The sequence below is a fragment of the Variovorax sp. LjRoot175 genome, assembly GCF_964253805.1.
GTDB lineage: Bacteria > Pseudomonadota > Gammaproteobacteria > Burkholderiales > Burkholderiaceae_C > Variovorax.
The window spans coordinates 3,902,314-3,918,569 of record NZ_CAXURY020000001.1; the positions used below are offsets into that span (position 1 = coordinate 3,902,314).

A 16,256-nucleotide genomic window follows, 5' to 3' on the forward strand; every position below is an offset into this window, starting at 1 on the left:
GGGAGAGGGAGCAAGACAAGACGCTCAAGCCAGCGTGTAAGCCGTCTTCACCACGGTAAAGAACTCCTGCGCATAGCGCCCCTGCTCCCGCGGCCCATAGCTCGACCCCTTGCGCCCGCCGAAGGGCACGTGATAGTCCACCCCCGCGGTCGGCAGGTTGACCATCACCATGCCCGCCTGGCTGTGGCGCTTGAAGTGCGTCGCGTACTTCAGGCTCGTCGTCGCGATGCCCGCCGACAGGCCGAACTCGGTGTCGTTGGCGGTGGCCAGCGCCTCCTCGTAGTTCTTCACCCGGATCACGCTCGCCACCGGCCCGAAGATCTCTTCCTTGTTGATGCGCATCGACGCCACCGATTCGCTGAAGAGCGCCGGCGACATGTAGTAGCCCTCGGTGTCCAGCTTCAGGCGCTCGCCGCCCGCGGCCAGCGTGGCGCCCTCGCCCTGGCCGATCTCGATGTAGTTCAGGTCCTGCTGCAGCTGGCTCTCGCTGGAGACCGGGCCGATATCGGTGCCCTGCGCCAGCGCGTCGCCGACCTTGATCTTCGCCATCCGCGCCTTCATCGCCTCGATGAACTTCGGATAGATGCCCTCGGTCACGATCAGCCGGCTCGACGCGGTGCAGCGCTGGCCGGTTGAATAGAAGGCACTCTGCACGCTGAGCTCGACGGCCTGGTCGAGGTTGGCGTCGTCCAGGACGACCTGCGGGTTCTTGCCGCCCATCTCGAGCTGCACCTTCTTGTGCTTCGTCGCGCACTGCACCGCGATGTTGCGGCCGACGCCCACCGAGCCGGTGAAGCTGATGGCATGGATGCCGGGATGGTCGACCAGGGCGTTGCCGATCACGCTGCCGCGGCCCATCACGAGGTTGAACACGCCGGGCGGAATGCCCGAGCGGCTGATGATCTCGGCCAGCGCCCAGGCGCAGCCCGGCACCAGGTCGGCGGGCTTGAGCACCACGCAATTGCCGAAAGCCAGCGCCGGCGCGATCTTCCAGGCAGGGATTGCAATCGGGAAGTTCCACGGCGTGATGAGGCCGACCACGCCGACGGGCTCGCGCGTGATCTCCACGCCGATGCCGGGGCGCACCGACGGAATGACTTCGCCCGAGAGGCGCAGGCATTCGCCGGCGAAGAACTTGAAGATGTGGCCGGCGCGCGTGGCTTCGCCGATGCCTTCGGGCTTGGTCTTGCCCTCCTCGCGCGCGAGCAGGGTGCCGAGTTCTTCCTTGCGCGCCAGGATCTCGTTGCCGATCTTGTCGAGCGCATCGCTGCGCGCCTGGATGCTGCCAGTGGACCAGGCCGGGAAGGCCGCGGTGGCTGCCGCGACGGCCGCATCCACCTGGGCGGCATCGCCCTGGGCATATTGCCCGAGCACGTCGCCCAGGTTGCTCGGATTGGTATTCGGGCTGTAGCTGGCGCCGGCGCGCCATTCGCCGTTGATCAGGTTGTCGAAGTTCTGCATGGCAGTTCCTTGGAGGTCGGTCGGGGAAAAAAGGAAGGGCCGCAAGAGCGGCCCCGCGCAGTGGGGAACTCTACGCTCCCTGCAACGGGCGCACTCGGAAACGGCCTATTGCGGGCCGAGCTTGTCGATCAGCGCCGCCAGCGCGTCGTACTCCTCGAGCTTGAGCTCGGTGAGCGGCGTGCGCACCGGGCCGGCGTCGTGTCCCACGATCCTGGCGCCGGCCTTCACGATGCTCACCGCGTAGCCGTGGCCCTTGTTGCGGATCTCCAGGTAGGGCATGAAGAACTCCTTGAGCAGGCGGTGCTGCGTGGCCATGTCGTCGTCGGCCACCGCCTTGTAGAAGTCCATCGCGGTCTTCGGGATGAAATTGAACACCGCCGAGGAATACACCGGTGTGCCCAGCGCCTTGTAGGCCGCCGCATAGACCTCGGCCGTCGGCAGGCCACCGAGGTAGGCGAAGCGGTCGCCCATGCGCAGGTGGATCGAGCTCATGAGCTCGATGTCGCCGATGCCGTCCTTGAAGCCCACGAGATTGGGGCAGCGCGCGGCCAGCTTCTCGAGCGTGGCCGGGTAGAGCTTGCTCTGGCCGCGGTTGTAGACGATGACGCCGAACTTCACGCTCTTGCACACGGCTTCCACGTGCGCGGCCAGCCCTTCCTGGCCGGCTTCGGTCAGGTAGTGCGGCAAGAGCAGGATGCCGTGGGCGCCGGCCTTCTCGGCCGCCTGCGCGCACTGGATCGCGAAGCGCGTGGGGCCGCCGGCGCCCGCGATGATCGGCACCTTGCCGCGGCAGGTGTCGACCGCGGTGCGGATGATCTGGGGATATTCGTCGGCGGTCAGCGAGAAGAACTCGCCGGTGCCGCCGGCCGCGAACAGCGCGCTCGCGCCGTAGGGCGCCAGCCATTCGAGGCGCTCGATGTAGCCCTTCTTGTGGAAGTTGCCTTCGGCGTCGAAGTCGGTCAACGGGAAGGACAGCAGGCCGGAGCCCATGATGGATTTGAGTTCTTGCGGATTCATGCGATTGAAGTGAAGAAAGAAAAAGATGAGTCCTCAGCTCCGTTCGCCCTGAGCTTGTCGAAGGGCCCCTCGTCCTTGCTCAGGACAGGCTTCGACAAGCTCAGCCCGAACGGCCGGGAGAGTTGCTCTAGTCCAGCTTGATCTGGGCCGCATCGACGACCTTGGCCCAGCGCGCGCGTTCCTTGTTGAAGAACTGCTCCTGCTCGGTCGGCGCCATGGTCACAACCTCGGCACCCTGCCCGGCCAGGCGCGAGCGGATGTCGGGCGAACGGATGATCGAAACCAGTTCCTTGTTGAGGCGCTGGATCACCGCCTCGGGCGTGCCGCGCGGCGCCAGCATGCCTTGCCAGGTACCGGAGTCGAAGCCGGGCACGCCCTGCTCGGCAATGGTCGGCACATCGCCGATCAGCGGCATGCGCGTGGACTTGGAGACGCCGAGGATCTTGAGCTTGCCGCTCTGCACATGCGGCAGCGTCGCGAGCATGCCGTTCATCAGCACCTGGGTCTGGCCGCCCACCGTGTCCTGGATGGCCTGCACGCCGCCCTTGTAGGGCACGTACCGCCAGCGCGCGCCGCTGGCGCGTTCGAGCGCCACGCCGGCGAGGTGCGGCGCGCTGCCGGTGGCGGTGACGGCGAAGTTCAGGTCGGACTTCTTCGACAGCGCGACCAGTTCCTTGAGGTTGCTCACCGGCACCGACGGATGCACAACCAGCAGGTGCGGCGAATAGGCCAGCATGGTCACGCCGCGCAGGTCCTTCGACGGGTCGAACGGCAGCTTGGTGTAGACCGACGGGCTGATCGCGAGCGCGCCGACGTCGCACAAGAGCAGCGTGTAGCCGTCGGGCGACGCCTTGGACACCAGGTCGGCGCCGAGGTTGCCGTTGGCACCGGCGCGGTTCTCCACGATGACCGATTGCTTGAGCGCTTCCGACAGCGGCTGGCTGATCGAGCGCGCGATGATGTCGGACGACCCGCCGGGCGGATACGGCACCACGATGCGGATGGGTTTGGCGGGCCAGACGTCGGCAGCCTGTGCGCCGCTTGCGGCCAGCAGCCCGGTGCCGAGTGCGCCGAGCACGAGATCGCGTCGATTCATGGTCATGTCTTGTGTCTCCTGAGGATGGGAATGGGCGACTGCCGCGCAGGCACACACATGCATGCCGCTTCGGGCTTCGTCATCAGTCATCGTACAACTAGTTGGGCACTCTGTCCAGTCCTGCGCGCCGGCCGCTCAGGCCGGCGGCGTGCTATCGGCCGGATCGCCAGGCGGCGCGGCTTCGGCAGCGGCGCTCTTGGCCGCTGCCTGCGCGATCCGCAGCCGCTCGCGGCTGTTGGTCAGGTGGATGCGCATGGCCGCGCGCGCCGACTCCGGGTCGCGCCGCGCGATGGCGGCGTAGATCTCTTCATGCTCGCGGTTCACGCGGCTCAGGTATTCGCCGCGGCGGTCGTGGTTGCGGATGGCGGTGATGCGCGTGCGTGGAATGATCGTGGTGCCCAGGTGGCTCATGATGTCCGCGAAGTACGGGTTGCCGGTGGCCTGCGCGATCTGCAGATGGAAACGGAAGTCGGGCGCCACCGTGTCCCCCGCCACCGCCACGTTGCGCTCGAAATCGTCGAGCGCCTCGCGCATCGCGGCCAGCTGCTCGTCGGTGCGGCGCGTCGCGGCCAGGCCGGCGGATTCGGTCTCCAGGCTGATGCGCAGCTCGAGCACCGCGAGCACGTCGACCGAGGTCGCGATGTCCGAGGCATCGAGCCGGAACATGCCCGCGGCCTTGGGCTGCAGCACGAAGGTGCCGATGCCGTGGTGCGTCTCCACCAGCCCGCCCGCCTGCAGCTTCGAGAGCGCCTCGCGCACCACCGTGCGGCTCACGCCGTAGGCCTGCATGATGGCCGACTCGGTCGGCAGTTTGTCGCCCGGCTTGAGCTGCTGGCTGCGGATCTTCTCGCCCAGATCGTCGACCAGGCCATGGGCCAAACCGCGCCCGCGGCGGCGCGGGCTGCCGGTGAAGGTGGCGGCTTCGGCGCTAGCGATTGACCCCGTTGACAGGTTCGTCATGCGGTGATGATAATCGTCATCTCGTTGTACGACAACCGATAACTTACCACCAGAGACAAACAAGAGATGAGCGAGATTTCCAAAGCCAATCCGCCCCGCGTGGCCCGGCTGCTTCTGACGGGCGCCGCCGGCGGTCTGGGCAAGGTGCTGCGCGAACGGCTGCGTCCTTATGCGGATGTGCTGCGCGTCTCCGACATCGCGGCGCTCGCGCCGGCCGAGGGCAAGCACGAGGAAGTCGTGCCCTGCGATCTGGCCGACAAGGCCGCGGTCGATGCGCTGATCGCCGGCTGCGACGCGATCGTGCACCTGGGCGGCGTCTCGGTCGAACGCCCTTTCGAGGAAATCCTCGAAGCCAACATCAAGGGCATCTTCCATCTCTATGAAGGCGCGCGCCGGCATGGCGTGAAGCGCGTGGTGTTCGCGAGTTCGAACCATGTGATCGGCTTCTACAAGCAGAGCGAAACGATCGACGCCCACGCCGCGCGCCGGCCCGACGGCTACTACGGCCTGTCCAAATCCTTCGGCGAAGACGTGGCGCAGTTCTACTTCGACCGTTGGGGCATCGAGACCGTGAGCATCCGCATCGGCTCCTCCTTCCCCGAGCCGGCCAACCGCCGCATGATGAGCACCTGGCTCAGCTACCGCGACCTGACGACGCTGGTCGAGAGGTCACTCTTCACGCCCTCCGTGGGCCATACCTTGGTCTACGGCGTGTCGGCCAACCGCGATGTCTGGTGGGACAACAGCGCGGCCGCGCACCTGGGCTTCCAGCCGCAGGACAGCTCGGAAGTCTTCCGCGCCAAGATCGAGGCGCAGCCGCCCGTGGCACCGACCGACCCGAACGCCATCTACCAGGGCGGCGCCTTTACCGCCCAGGGCCCCTTCGGCGATTGAAGGCCATGTCCAGCAAAGCCGAGCTCGTGGTCGATGCTCGCTGCGGCACGGGCGAGAGCCCTGTGTGGTCGGCGGCTGACGAAGCGCTCTATTGGGTCGACATCCCGGGTCGGGCGCTGCACCGCTGGTCGGCGGCCGGTCATGTGAAGTGGATCGGTGAGGAGATGCTGGCCTGCATCGCGTCGCGCGCCGATGTGCCGGGCGCCTGGATCGCGGGCATGGAAAGCGGCCTGTTCTCGATTGCAGCGCAGGACGACGGCACGCTCGCCGCGACGCGGCTCGCCCAGGTGGAGCACGCCCTGCCCGGCATGCGCTTCAACGACGGCCGCTGCGACCGCCAGGGCCGCTTCTGGGCCGGCACCATGCTGATGGACATGGCAGCCGGCTCGCGCGTCGGGCACCTCTATCGCTATGACAAAGGCGCCGAAGCACCCACCGTGCAACTCGACGACCTGATCGTGCCCAACGGCCTGGCCTTCAGCCCCGACGGCCGCACGATGTACCTCTCCGATTCGCACCCGAGCGTGCAGACCATCTGGGCCTTCGACTACGACACGGCCAGCGGCACGCCCACGAACCGCCGCGTCTTCATCGATATGAAGCCGCTGCCCGGCCGGCCCGACGGCGCCGCGGTCGACGCCGACGGCTGCTACTGGATCTGCGGCAACGACGCCGGCCTGGTGCACCGCTTCACGCCCGCAGGCAGGCTCGACCGCTCGCTCGAAGTGCCGGTGAAGAAGCCCGCGATGTGCGCCTTCGGCGGCCCGAAGCTCGACACGCTGTTCGTGACCTCGATCCGCCCGGGCGGCGATCTCTCCGAGCAGCCGCTCGCCGGCGGCCTGTTCGCGCTGCGCCCCGGCACCCAAGGCATCGCGGAGCCCGCGTTCGGCACCTGACAACGTTCAATTTCCACAAACCACCACCAAAGAGGAAGACAAATGACATACACCCGCACCCTGATCGCCCTGGCGGCCGCCGCCTTGGGCGTGGCCGCGCACGCCGTCGAATTCCGTTCGGCCGATGTGCACAACAGCGACGACTACCCGACCGTGGCCGCGGTCAAGTACATGAGCGAGCTGCTCGACAAGCGCAGCAACGGCAAATACAAGATCAAGGTCTTCAACAAGGGCGCGCTGGGGACCGAGAAGGAAACCATCGACCAGGTGAAGATCGGCGCGCTGGAGATGACCCGCGTCAACATCAGCCCGCTGAACTCGCTGTGCGCCAAGACGCTGGTGCCGACGATGCCCTTCCTGTTCGACTCGATCGCCCACATGCGCAAGTCGCTCGACGGCCCGGCCGGCGAGGAGATCCTGAAGAGCTGCGAGCCCGAGGGCCTGGTCGGCCTGGCCTTCTACGACAGCGGCGCGCGCTCGATCTACGCCAAGAAGCCGGTGAAGTCGCTGTCCGACACCAAGGGCATGAAGATCCGCGTGCAGCAATCCGACCTGTGGGTGTCGCTGATCAACGCCATGGGCGCCAATGCCACGCCGGTGCCGATCGGCGAGGTCTACACCGGCCTCAAGACCGGGCTGATCGACGCCGCGGAGAACAACATCCCGTCCTATGACGGCTTCAAGCACTACGAGGCCGTCAAGTTCTATTCGCGCACCGAGCATTCGATGGCGCCCGAGATGCTGGTGATGTCCAAAGCCGTCTATGACAAGCTGCCCAAGGCCGAGCAGGACATGTTCCGCGCCGCGGCCAAGGAATCGGTCGCGTTCCAGCGCAAGAAGTGGGACGAGCAGGAGGCCAAGTCGCTCGAGGTGGTCACCAAGGGCGGCGCCACCATCGTGTCCGACGTCGACAAGGCCTCGTTCCGCGCCGCCATGGCACCGGTGTACGCCAAGTTCATCTCCACGCCGGACCTGCAGCGCCTGGTCAAGGCGATCCAGGACAACAAGTGATCGACGGGCCGGCCGAACCCGAAACCTCGCGCCCGCCCTCGCGCCATGCGTACTCGCGCGTGTGCGCGCTGCTGTCCAAGGCCAGCCTGATGCTGGCGGTGGTGCTGCTGATCGCCATCATCGTGTGCGTGCAGTACCAGGTGGTCGGGCGCTACCTCTTCAACGACACGCCGGTCTGGGCCGAGGGCCTCGCGCTGCAGCTGGTGCTGTACGTCACCGCGCTGGGCGTGGCGGTCGGCGTGCGCGATGCCGGCCACATCGGCCTGGATTCGCTGGTCGCCCTGTTGCCGGAGTCGCTGCGCCTCAAGATCGAGATCCTGATCCACGCGCTGGTGGCGCTGTTCGGCGCCATCATGGTTTCCAGCGGCTGGCTCTGGACCCGGCTCAAGTGGAGCGACATCAAGCCCATGCTGGGCATTCCGGTGGGCATGGACTACCTGGCGCTCGTGATCGCGGGCATGTTGATCGTTCTGTTTTCGGTTGAACACATCGTGGCACTGCTGCGTGACGAGGAAGTGGTGCCGGCGTGGAATTGATTGTTCTCTCTCTTAGTTTTCTCGCGCTGCTGGTCCTCGGCGTGCCGGTCGCGTTCTCGATCGGCCTCGCCTCGGTCGCCACCGTGCTCTACGCCGGTCTGCCGGTGGCGGTGGTGTTCCAGAAGATGGTCGGCGGGATGCAGATCTTCTCGTTCCTGGCCATCCCCTTCTTCGTGTTCGCCGGCGAGCTGATGCTCTACGGCGGCATCGCGCAACGCATCGTGCGCTTTGCCAACAGCCTGATTGGCCATGTGCGCGGCGGGCTCGGCATGAGCAACGTGATCGGCTGCACGCTGTTCGGCGGCGTGGCGGGCTCGCCGGTGGCCGACGTGTCGGCCATGGGCTCGGTGATGATCCCGCTGATGAAGCGCGAGGGCTACGACGCGGACTACGCGGTCAACGTCACCACGCACGCGGCGCTGGTCGGCGCGCTGATGCCGACCTCGCACAACCTCATCATCTTCACACTGGCCACCACCGGCATCGCCTCGGTCAGCGTGCTGAGCCTGATCCTGGCGGGGATGATTCCAGCGCTGATCCTGACGCTGTGCAATCTGGGGGCGGCGTATTACGTGGCGATCAAGCGCGGCTACCCGATCCGCGGCGCTTTCCCCGGCTGGGGCGAGGTGCTGGCGGCCTTCATCGGCGCGCTGCCCGGGCTCCTGATCGTCGCGATCATCCTCGTCGGCATCCTGTCGGGGGTGTTCACCGCCACCGAGTCGGCAGCCACCGCCGTGCTGTGGGCGCTGGGCGTCACGGTGCTGGTGTACCGGTCGCTCAGCTGGCAGGATTTTCTGAAGGCCTGCGCCAAGGCCTGCAAGACCACCGGCGTGGTGCTGCTGCTGATCGGCATCTCCTCGGCCTTCGGCTACTTCATGGCGCTGTACGAGGTGCCGCAGAAAACCGGCGAACTGATGACCTCGGTCTCGAGCAGCCCGTGGGTCATCTTCCTGATGATCAACGTGCTGCTGTTCGTGCTGGGCACCTTCCTCGACATGGCCGCCACGATCCTGATCTGCACGCCGATCTTCCTGCCGATCGCGATGCAGTTCGGCATGAGCCCGGTGCAGTTCGGCATCGTCATGCTGATCAACTGCGCGCTCGGCCTGAACACGCCGCCGGTCGGCACCACGCAGTTCATCGGCTGCGCCATCGGAGGGGTGTCGGTCGGGCAGGTGATGCGATCGATCTGGCCCTTCTACGGGGCGCTGCTGGTGTGCCTGATGCTCGTGACCTACGTGCCGGCCTTCTCCCTGTGGCTGCCCGAGCTCTTCTCCGCACCCAAATGAGCGAACCTCTCTACATCACCATGCACGAGCGCGACAACGTCGCGATCGTGGCCAACGACGGCGGGCTGCCTGCCGGCACCGTGTTCCCCTCGGGCCTGGCGCTGGTCGAGAAGGTGCCGCAGGCGCACAAGGTGGCGCTGGTCGACATTCCCGAAGGCGGCGAGGTGCGGCGCTACGACGTCGTGATCGGCTATGCGCTGAAGCCCATCGCCGCCGGCAGCTGGGTGCACGAGCGGCTCTTGAAGATGCCCGCCGCACGGGAGCTCGAAGGCCTGCCGATCGCCACCGTCAAGCCGCCGCCGCAGGCGCCGCTCGAGGGCTACACCTTCGAGGGCTACCGCAATCCCGACGGCTCGGTCGGATCCCGAAACATCCTGGCCATCACCCAGACCGTGCAGTGCGTGGCCGGCGTGACCGAGTTCGCCGTGCAGCGCATCAAGGCCGAGCTGCTGCCGAAGTTTCCGAACGTCGACGACGTGGTGGCGCTGGAGCACGGCTATGGCTGCGGCGTTGCGATCGATGCGCCCGACGCGATCATTCCGATCCGCACGCTGCGCAACATCAGCCTCAACCCCAACTTCGGCGGCGAGGTGATGGTGGTGAGCCTGGGCTGCGAGAAGCTGCAGCCCGAGCGCCTGATGCCGCCCGGCACGATTCCCTTGATCGACGAACGCAACGTGGCCGACGTCGGCGCCAGCGCGGAGACCGGGCTGGACGTGGTGTGCCTGCAGGACGAGGCGCACATCGGCTTCATGTCGATGGTCGATTCGATCCTGCGCCAGGCCGAGGAGCATCTCGAGCGCCTCAACGCCCGCCGGCGCGAAACCGTGCCCGCCAGCGAGCTGGTGGTCGGCGTGCAGTGCGGCGGCAGCGATGCCTTCTCGGGCGTCACCGCCAACCCGGCGGTCGGCTTCTGCACCGACCTGCTGGTGCGCGCCGGCGCGACCGTGATGTTCTCGGAGGTGACCGAGGTGCGCGACGGCATCGACCAGCTCACCTCCCGCGCGACTACGCCCGAGGTGGCCGAGGCGATGATCCGCGAGATGGCCTGGTACGACGCCTACCTCGACAAGGGCCGCGTCGACCGCAGCGCCAACACCACGCCCGGCAACAAGAAGGGCGGGCTCTCCAACATCGTCGAGAAGGCGATGGGCTCGATCGTGAAGTCGGGCAGCTCGCCGATCTCGGGCGTCGTCGCGCCGGGCGAGAAGGCGCGGCAGAAGGGCCTGCTCTATGCCGCCACGCCGGCCAGCGACTTCATTTGCGGCACGCTGCAGCTCGCGGCCGGCATCAACCTGCACGTGTTCACCACCGGCCGCGGCACGCCCTACGGGCTGGCCGAGGTGCCGGTGATCAAGGTCGCCACGCGCAGCGATCTCGCGCGCCGCTGGCACGACCTGATGGACGTCAACGCCGGCCGCATCGCCGACGGCGAAGCCACGATCGAAGACGTGGGCTGGGAGCTGTTCCGGCTGATGCTCGACGTGGCCAGTGGACGCAAGAAGACCTGGGCCGAGCACTGGAAGCTGCACAACGCGCTGGTGCTGTTCAACCCGGCGCCCGTCACCTGAAAAGGAGAATCGCATGGAAGATCTGAAAGGCAAGACCGCCCTCGTCACGGGCGCCAGCACCGGCATCGGTGCCGCCGTCGCACGGGCCTACGCGGCGCGCGGCATGCACGTGGCCGTCCACTACAACCGCTCGGCCGGCCCCGCGAAGGAGGTGGTGGACGCGATCACCGCCGCCGGCGGCGAAGCCTTCGCGTTGCAGGGCGACGTGCGCGACACCGAAGCGATCCGGCGCGTGGTGCGCGAAACCGTCGCACGACTTGGCGGCATCGACGTCCTTGTCAACAACGCCGGCAGCCTGGTCAAGCGCGTGCCGATCGCCGACTTCGACGACGCGCTCTTCGACGAGGTGCTGCACATCAACGCGCGCTCGGTGCTCGCCTTCTGCCGCGAAGTGGTGCCGCTGATGCGCGCGCAGGGCCGCGGCGGCAGCATCATCAATGTCTCGTCGGTCGCGGCGCGCCACGGCGGCGGGCCCGGCGCCTACCTGTATGCCGGCGCCAAGGGCTTCGTCAGCACGGCGACCCGCGGCCTGGCCAAGGAGCTTGCACTCGACCGCATCCGCGTCAACGCGGTGGCGCCGGGCGTGATCCAGACGCCCTTCCACGACCAGTTCTCGACGCCCCAGATGCTCGAGTCCTTCAAGGCCACGATCCCGATGGCCCGCATCGGCGAGCCCGACGACTGCGTGGGCGCCTTTCTCTACCTCGCCTCGGAGCAGCTTTCGAGCTACGTGACGGGCCAGATTCTCGAAGTCAACGGCGGCCAGTACATGCCTTGAACCGGCCGAACCCCTAAGGAAGAAAAATATGCATCCAGCCATCACTTCTCGCGCGCTGCGCCGCCTCGCGCTGCTGCTCGTGCCCGGACTCGGCGCGATCGGCGGCAACGTTTCGGCCGCCACCTGGGTCTACGTGTCCAATGCGGACAGCCAGGAGATCTCCGTTCTCGAGCTCGACCGCGGCCAGGGCACGCTGAAGCCTGTGGAGTCGGTGAACGTCGGCGGCATGGTGATGCCAATGGCCGTGAGCCCCGACAAGCGCTTCCTGTACGCCGCACTTCGCTCGCAGCCCTTTCGCGTCGCGAGTTTCGCGATCGATGGCACCAGCGGCAAGCTGAAGAAGCTGGGCGAGGCGCCGCTGGCCGACAGCATGGCCAACATCGACACCGACGCCACGGGGCGCTGGCTGTTCGCGGCTTCCTACCCGGGGCACAAGATCACGGTCAACAGCATCGACAAGGCGGGCAACGTCGGCCCGATCCAGCAGTTGCTTCCCACGGCACCCAACGCACACGCGATTCACGCCGATGCCGGCAATCGCTTCGTGCTGGCGACCAGCCTGGGCGGCGACAACGTCTCGAGCTGGCGCTTCGACGCCCAGACCGGGGTCTTGTCGCCCAACGACCCGCCGCTGACGACCGGCGCGGCGAAGTCGGGACCGCGCCACTTCGTCTGGGACAAGGCGCAGCGCAACGTGTACCTGCTGAACGAGCTCGACGCCGGCCTGCATGTGTATGCCTGGGACGCCGCCCGCGGCACGCTGCAACTCCAGCAGAGCGCCACCGTGCTGCCCGCGGGCTTCACCGGCAAGCCCTGGGCCGCCGATCTTCATCTCACGCCCGACGGCCGCTATCTCTACGCATCGGAGCGCACGTCCAGCACGCTGTCGGGCTTCAAGGTCGACGCCTCGACCGGCCGGCTGCAAGCGCTGGGCCAGACACCGACCGAGAAGACGCCGCGCGGCTTCGCCATCGATCCGAGCAGCCGTTTCCTGATCGCCGTCGGCCAGGAGTCCCACAGCGCCTCGGTGCACCCGATCGACGCTGCGAGCGGTGCCCTCGGCACGCCCCAGCGACTGCCGCTGGGCAAGAACCCGAACTGGGTCGAGATCGTCGAGCTGCCGTGAGCTCGCGCTGAGTTTTTTGTACCTGAACGCCAAGGAGACACTGTCATGCAACGCCGCACCCTCATCCAGACCGCCATCGCCTCGCTCGCCGCGGGCCTGCCCGCCCTGCCCGCTTTCGCTCAAGGCCAATGGCCGACCGGCAAGGCCATCACCTACCTCGTGCCCTTCCCGGCCGGCGGCACCACCGACGTGCTCGGCCGCCTGATCGGCCAGAAGCTCGGGCCCGCGCTGGGCACCAGCATCGTGATCGACAACAAGGGCGGTGCCGGCGGCAGCGTGGGTTCGGAGATCGCGTCGCGCGCCGCGCCCGACGGCTACACGATGCTGGGCGGCACCATCAGCTCGCACGCGATCAACGTGAGCCTCTACCCCAAGATCGGCTACGACCCGCAGAAGTCCTTTGCGCCGGTCACGCTGATCGGCACCAACCCGGTGGTGCTGGTGGTCAACCAGGCGAGCCCCTACAAGACGCTGAAGGATGTGCTGGAGGCCAGCAAGACCAAGTCGGGCGGGCTCTCGTCCGCTTCGGCCGGCACCGGCACCTCGCAGCATCTGACGCTGGAGCTGCTGTCGTACAGGTCGGGCGTCAAGTTCACGCACGTGCCCTACAAGGGCAGCGGCCCTGCGATCCAGGACGTGATCGGCGGCCAGGTCGACATGATGTTCGACACCACCGTGGTGGCCGGCCCGCACATCCAGAGCGGCAAGCTGCGCGCGATCGCGGTCAGCTCGGCCAAGCGGCTGGCCTCGATGCCGGACGTGCCGACGGTGGCGGAGTCGGGCCTGCCGGGCCTGAAGGACTTCGAGGTGCTCTCCTGGCAGGCCATCTTCGTGCCGGCCGGGACTCCGGCGCCGGTGGTCGATCGCCTGCACACCGAGATCCGCAAGATCCTCGCCCAGCCCGAGATGCAGGACAAGCTCAAGGGCTTCGGCATGGAACCGGCCGACATGACGACCGCGCAGATCGCCGCCTTCCAGAAGGCCGAGGTCGAAAAATGGGCGCAAGTGATCAAGGCGGCGGCGATCAAGGCGGAGTAGCCGCCGTCCCAATGGCGACAGGCGGGGCGCTCGATAGAATCGCCTTCCCCTTTTTGGAAGCGCCTTCTTGTCCGACCGCCTCTTCGTCCTGCCGCAGTACCTCTTTCCCAAACAGGCGCTGACTTCGTTTGCCGGCTGGGTCGCGGGCAAGGAGCGCGGTGCGGTCACGACCTGGATCATCCGCCGCTTCGTCGCCAAGTACGGCGTCGACATGGGCGAGGCGCTGGACAGCGACATCGCGAGCTACCCGAGCTTCAACGAGTTCTTCACCCGGGCCCTGAAGCCCGGCGCGCGCCCGATCGCGCAAGCCGACCTGGTGTCGCCGGTCGACGGCGCGATCAGCCAGTTCGGCCCCATCGAGGGCGACCAGATCTTCCAGGCCAAGGGCCACAGCTACACCATCACCGCGCTGGTCGGCGGCGATGCGGCGCTGGCGGCGCAATTCGAGCACGGCAGTTTCGCCACGCTCTATCTGAGCCCGAAGGACTACCACCGCATCCACATGCCCTGCGACGGGCGCCTGCTGCGCATGGTCTATGTGCCGGGCGAGCTGTTCTCGGTCAACCCGGCCACGGCGCGCGGCGTGCCCGGCCTCTTCGCGCGCAACGAGCGCGTGGTGTGCATCTTCGAGTCGGCGCGCGGCCCCTTCGTGCTGGTGCTGGTCGGCGCCACCATCGTCGGCAGCATGGCGACCGTGTGGCATGGCGTGGTCAACCCGCCGCGCGGCGGCGAAGTGCGCGAATGGGACTACGCTGACCGCCAGATCGTGCTCAAGAAGGGCGAAGAGATGGGCCGCTTCCTGCTCGGATCCACGGTCGTGATGCTGTTCCCGCCGCCGCCGCTCGTCTTCAACCCGGCATGGGCGCCGGCGGGCGCGATCCGGCTCGGCGAATTCATGGCCAACCATTCGACCTCCTGAAGGCGCTGCCGCTGCAACCCGCAGCCGGCTTCATTGCATAGCTATAAAACTTGTAGCAAGCTGCCTTCTGGGATATAGTCGCCCGCCCGATCCGAGTGGTCCAGCACCCAACATAAAAACGCGCGGCGCCACAGCGCCGTGCAGCAGCCGCCGCCCCGAGGAGATGTTGTTCGATGAGTAGCAAGGAAAACGCGGCCGTCAACCAATTGCTTGCGCTGCTGGAAGCCCGCTATGCACTGCGCGTGCTCTGGGCACTGCGTGACGGCCATGCCCAGACCTTCCGCCTGCTGCAGGACAGCGTCGGCAACATCACGCCCAACACCCTCAACACCCGCATCAAGGAGCTGCGCGAAGCCGGCATCGTGAACCACGGCAGCGAGGGCTACAGCCTCACGTTGAGCGGGCAGGACTTGCTCAAGCGCCTGTCCGACCTCCAGGCCTTTGCCGTGAAGTGGCAGGTGAACCAGGTCAAGAAGGCGGCGCCTGCCGTGCCTGCTGCACCCGCACTCGGGCCGAATCCGGCGCCTCGTTAAACTGCGGGCCTTTTTCCTTCATCCCCCAAAGGAGCATCTCATGCCCATCACTCCCTCCGGCCTGCAGTACGAAGACACCACCGTCGGCGACGGCGCCGAAGCCAAGGCCGGCCAGCACGTGCATGTGCACTACACCGGCTGGCTCTACAACGACGGCGTGCAGGGCGCCAAGTTCGATTCCAGCCGCGACCGCAACGACCCTTTCGCCTTCTCGCTGGGCGCCGGCCAGGTCATCAAGGGCTGGGACGAAGGCGTCGCCGGCATGAAGATCGGCGGCCAGCGCACCCTGATCATCCCGCCCGCCCTCGGCTACGGCGCACGCGGCGCCGGCGGCGTGATTCCCCCGAATGCAACCTTGAAGTTCGACGTCGAGCTGCTCGACGCCCACTGAACGGGCGGCACCGCCGCCCCGAGCGAAATGCGCCTGGATGGGCGCATTTTTTTGCCTTGAAAACCCCGCACCCAGCCCCATCTGGCCCGCTATTGTTTTGTTTTCCGGCGTGGACGCCGGCTTTTTGAGCATGTCAGACCCGCAAAACCCCCAATCGAATCCAGAGAACTTCCTGCAGGGCGAGCCCAGCCCCGAAGAGCTGGAAGCCGCGCAAGCCGCCAACGAGGCCGACGCGCTGGCAGCCGCCACGGCCGAGATCGCCGAGCTTCGGGCCAAGAACGCCGAACTGGCCGACCAGTACCTGCGCGCGCAGGCCGACGTGCAGAACGCGCGCCGCCGCGCCGACGAGGAGGTGAGCAAGGGCCGCAAGTTCGCCATCGAGTCCTTCGCCGAAAGCCTGCTGCCGGTGCTGGACAGCCTCGAAGCCGGCCTGAACCACAAGGACGCCACGCCCGAGCAGGTCCGCGAAGGCGCCGAAGCCACGCTGCGCCAGCTCAAGAGCGCGCTGGAACGCAACAAGGTGATCGAGATCGCGCCGGCCCAGGCCAGCAAGTTCGATCCGCACCAGCATCAGGCGATCTCGGTCGTGCCGGTCGAGGGGCAGGAGCCCAACACCATCGTGGGCGTTCTGCAGAAGGGCTACACCATCGCCGACCGCGTGCTGCGACCTGCGCTGGTGACCGTCAGCGCCCCTAACTGAATCACACGAAACCCACAGGAAATCCCCGCTCCGTCCCTTG

At 67.2% G+C, this 16,256-nt stretch carries 17 protein-coding genes; 13 read left to right on the forward strand and 4 right to left on the reverse strand.

What is annotated here, in order from left to right; all coding sequences use genetic code 11:
• Positions 1–24: 24 nt before the first annotated feature.
• The 4 genes from ACSQ89_RS19345 to ACSQ89_RS19360 all read right to left on the reverse strand — a co-directional run bounded on the left by ACSQ89_RS19345 (position 25) and on the right by ACSQ89_RS19360 (position 4,534).
• The gene (locus tag ACSQ89_RS19345; protein WP_436291053.1) at positions 25–1,461 is read right to left on the reverse strand and encodes an aldehyde dehydrogenase family protein; all 1,437 of its coding nucleotides are present in this window, start codon (positions 1,459–1,461) and stop codon (positions 25–27) included.
• 105 nt (positions 1,462–1,566) lie between these two features.
• Positions 1,567–2,478, reverse strand: coding sequence for a 5-dehydro-4-deoxyglucarate dehydratase (gene kdgD, locus ACSQ89_RS19350; RefSeq protein ID WP_093103221.1), 912 nt, complete (start codon positions 2,476–2,478; stop codon positions 1,567–1,569).
• A gap of 127 nt (positions 2,479–2,605) precedes the next feature.
• A complete protein-coding gene (locus ACSQ89_RS19355) occupies positions 2,606–3,580 on the reverse strand; it encodes a Bug family tripartite tricarboxylate transporter substrate binding protein (RefSeq protein WP_436296344.1) in 975 nt (324 codons plus the stop codon).
• A gap of 129 nt (positions 3,581–3,709) precedes the next feature.
• A complete protein-coding gene (locus ACSQ89_RS19360) occupies positions 3,710–4,534 on the reverse strand; it encodes a FadR/GntR family transcriptional regulator (RefSeq protein WP_093103218.1) in 825 nt (274 codons plus the stop codon).
• Between the two features lie 66 nt (positions 4,535–4,600).
• Between ACSQ89_RS19360 and ACSQ89_RS19365 the strand changes: the two genes are divergently transcribed.
• The 13 genes from ACSQ89_RS19365 (at position 4,601) to grpE (ending at position 16,216) form a co-directional block, all read left to right on the forward strand.
• Entirely contained in the window at positions 4,601–5,428 is an 828-nt protein-coding gene (locus tag ACSQ89_RS19365; RefSeq protein WP_093103217.1) for an NAD-dependent epimerase/dehydratase family protein, read from the forward strand.
• Positions 5,429–5,433: 5 nt separating this feature from the next.
• The gene (locus tag ACSQ89_RS19370) at positions 5,434–6,324 is read left to right on the forward strand and encodes an SMP-30/gluconolactonase/LRE family protein (protein ID WP_436291051.1); all 891 of its coding nucleotides are present in this window, start codon (positions 5,434–5,436) and stop codon (positions 6,322–6,324) included.
• Positions 6,325–6,366: 42 nt separating this feature from the next.
• Positions 6,367–7,335 carry a TRAP transporter substrate-binding protein gene (locus ACSQ89_RS19375; protein WP_436291050.1) on the forward strand — a complete coding sequence of 323 codons (969 nt, stop codon included), beginning with the start codon at positions 6,367–6,369 and terminating at the stop codon, positions 7,333–7,335.
• Positions 7,332–7,871: a TRAP transporter small permease gene (locus tag ACSQ89_RS19380; protein WP_436291049.1), complete on the forward strand. Its 540-nt coding sequence runs from the start codon at positions 7,332–7,334 to the stop codon at positions 7,869–7,871. The genes ACSQ89_RS19375 and ACSQ89_RS19380 overlap by 4 nt, the downstream gene beginning before the upstream one ends.
• Positions 7,862–9,160 carry a TRAP transporter large permease gene (locus tag ACSQ89_RS19385; RefSeq protein WP_436291048.1) on the forward strand — a complete coding sequence of 433 codons (1,299 nt, stop codon included), beginning with the start codon at positions 7,862–7,864 and terminating at the stop codon, positions 9,158–9,160. The genes ACSQ89_RS19380 and ACSQ89_RS19385 overlap by 10 nt, the downstream gene beginning before the upstream one ends.
• Positions 9,157–10,731, forward strand: a complete 1,575-nt coding sequence (garD, locus tag ACSQ89_RS19390) for a galactarate dehydratase (protein WP_093103211.1) — start codon at positions 9,157–9,159, stop codon at positions 10,729–10,731. The genes ACSQ89_RS19385 and garD overlap by 4 nt, the downstream gene beginning before the upstream one ends.
• Positions 10,732–10,744: 13 nt before the next feature.
• Entirely contained in the window at positions 10,745–11,509 is a 765-nt protein-coding gene (locus ACSQ89_RS19395) for an SDR family NAD(P)-dependent oxidoreductase (RefSeq protein ID WP_436296345.1), read from the forward strand.
• A 28-nt stretch (positions 11,510–11,537) separates the two neighbouring features.
• On the forward strand, positions 11,538–12,635 hold the full coding sequence (locus ACSQ89_RS19400; RefSeq protein ID WP_436291046.1) for a lactonase family protein: 1,098 nt from the start codon (positions 11,538–11,540) through the stop codon (positions 12,633–12,635).
• A gap of 45 nt (positions 12,636–12,680) precedes the next feature.
• Entirely contained in the window at positions 12,681–13,673 is a 993-nt protein-coding gene (locus ACSQ89_RS19405) for a Bug family tripartite tricarboxylate transporter substrate binding protein (protein ID WP_093103206.1), read from the forward strand.
• A 67-nt stretch (positions 13,674–13,740) separates the two neighbouring features.
• Complete coding sequence (gene asd, locus ACSQ89_RS19410; RefSeq protein ID WP_093103205.1) at positions 13,741–14,592, forward strand: archaetidylserine decarboxylase; 852 nt, start codon at positions 13,741–13,743, stop codon at positions 14,590–14,592.
• 173 nt (positions 14,593–14,765) lie between these two features.
• Entirely contained in the window at positions 14,766–15,125 is a 360-nt protein-coding gene (locus ACSQ89_RS19415) for a winged helix-turn-helix transcriptional regulator (RefSeq protein WP_093103203.1), read from the forward strand.
• A 40-nt stretch (positions 15,126–15,165) separates the two neighbouring features.
• A complete protein-coding gene (locus ACSQ89_RS19420; RefSeq protein ID WP_093103202.1) occupies positions 15,166–15,516 on the forward strand; it encodes an FKBP-type peptidyl-prolyl cis-trans isomerase in 351 nt (116 codons plus the stop codon).
• 130 nt (positions 15,517–15,646) lie between these two features.
• On the forward strand, positions 15,647–16,216 hold the full coding sequence (gene grpE, locus ACSQ89_RS19425) for a nucleotide exchange factor GrpE (RefSeq protein ID WP_093103200.1): 570 nt from the start codon (positions 15,647–15,649) through the stop codon (positions 16,214–16,216).
• The last annotated feature ends 40 nt before the right edge of the window (positions 16,217–16,256 follow it).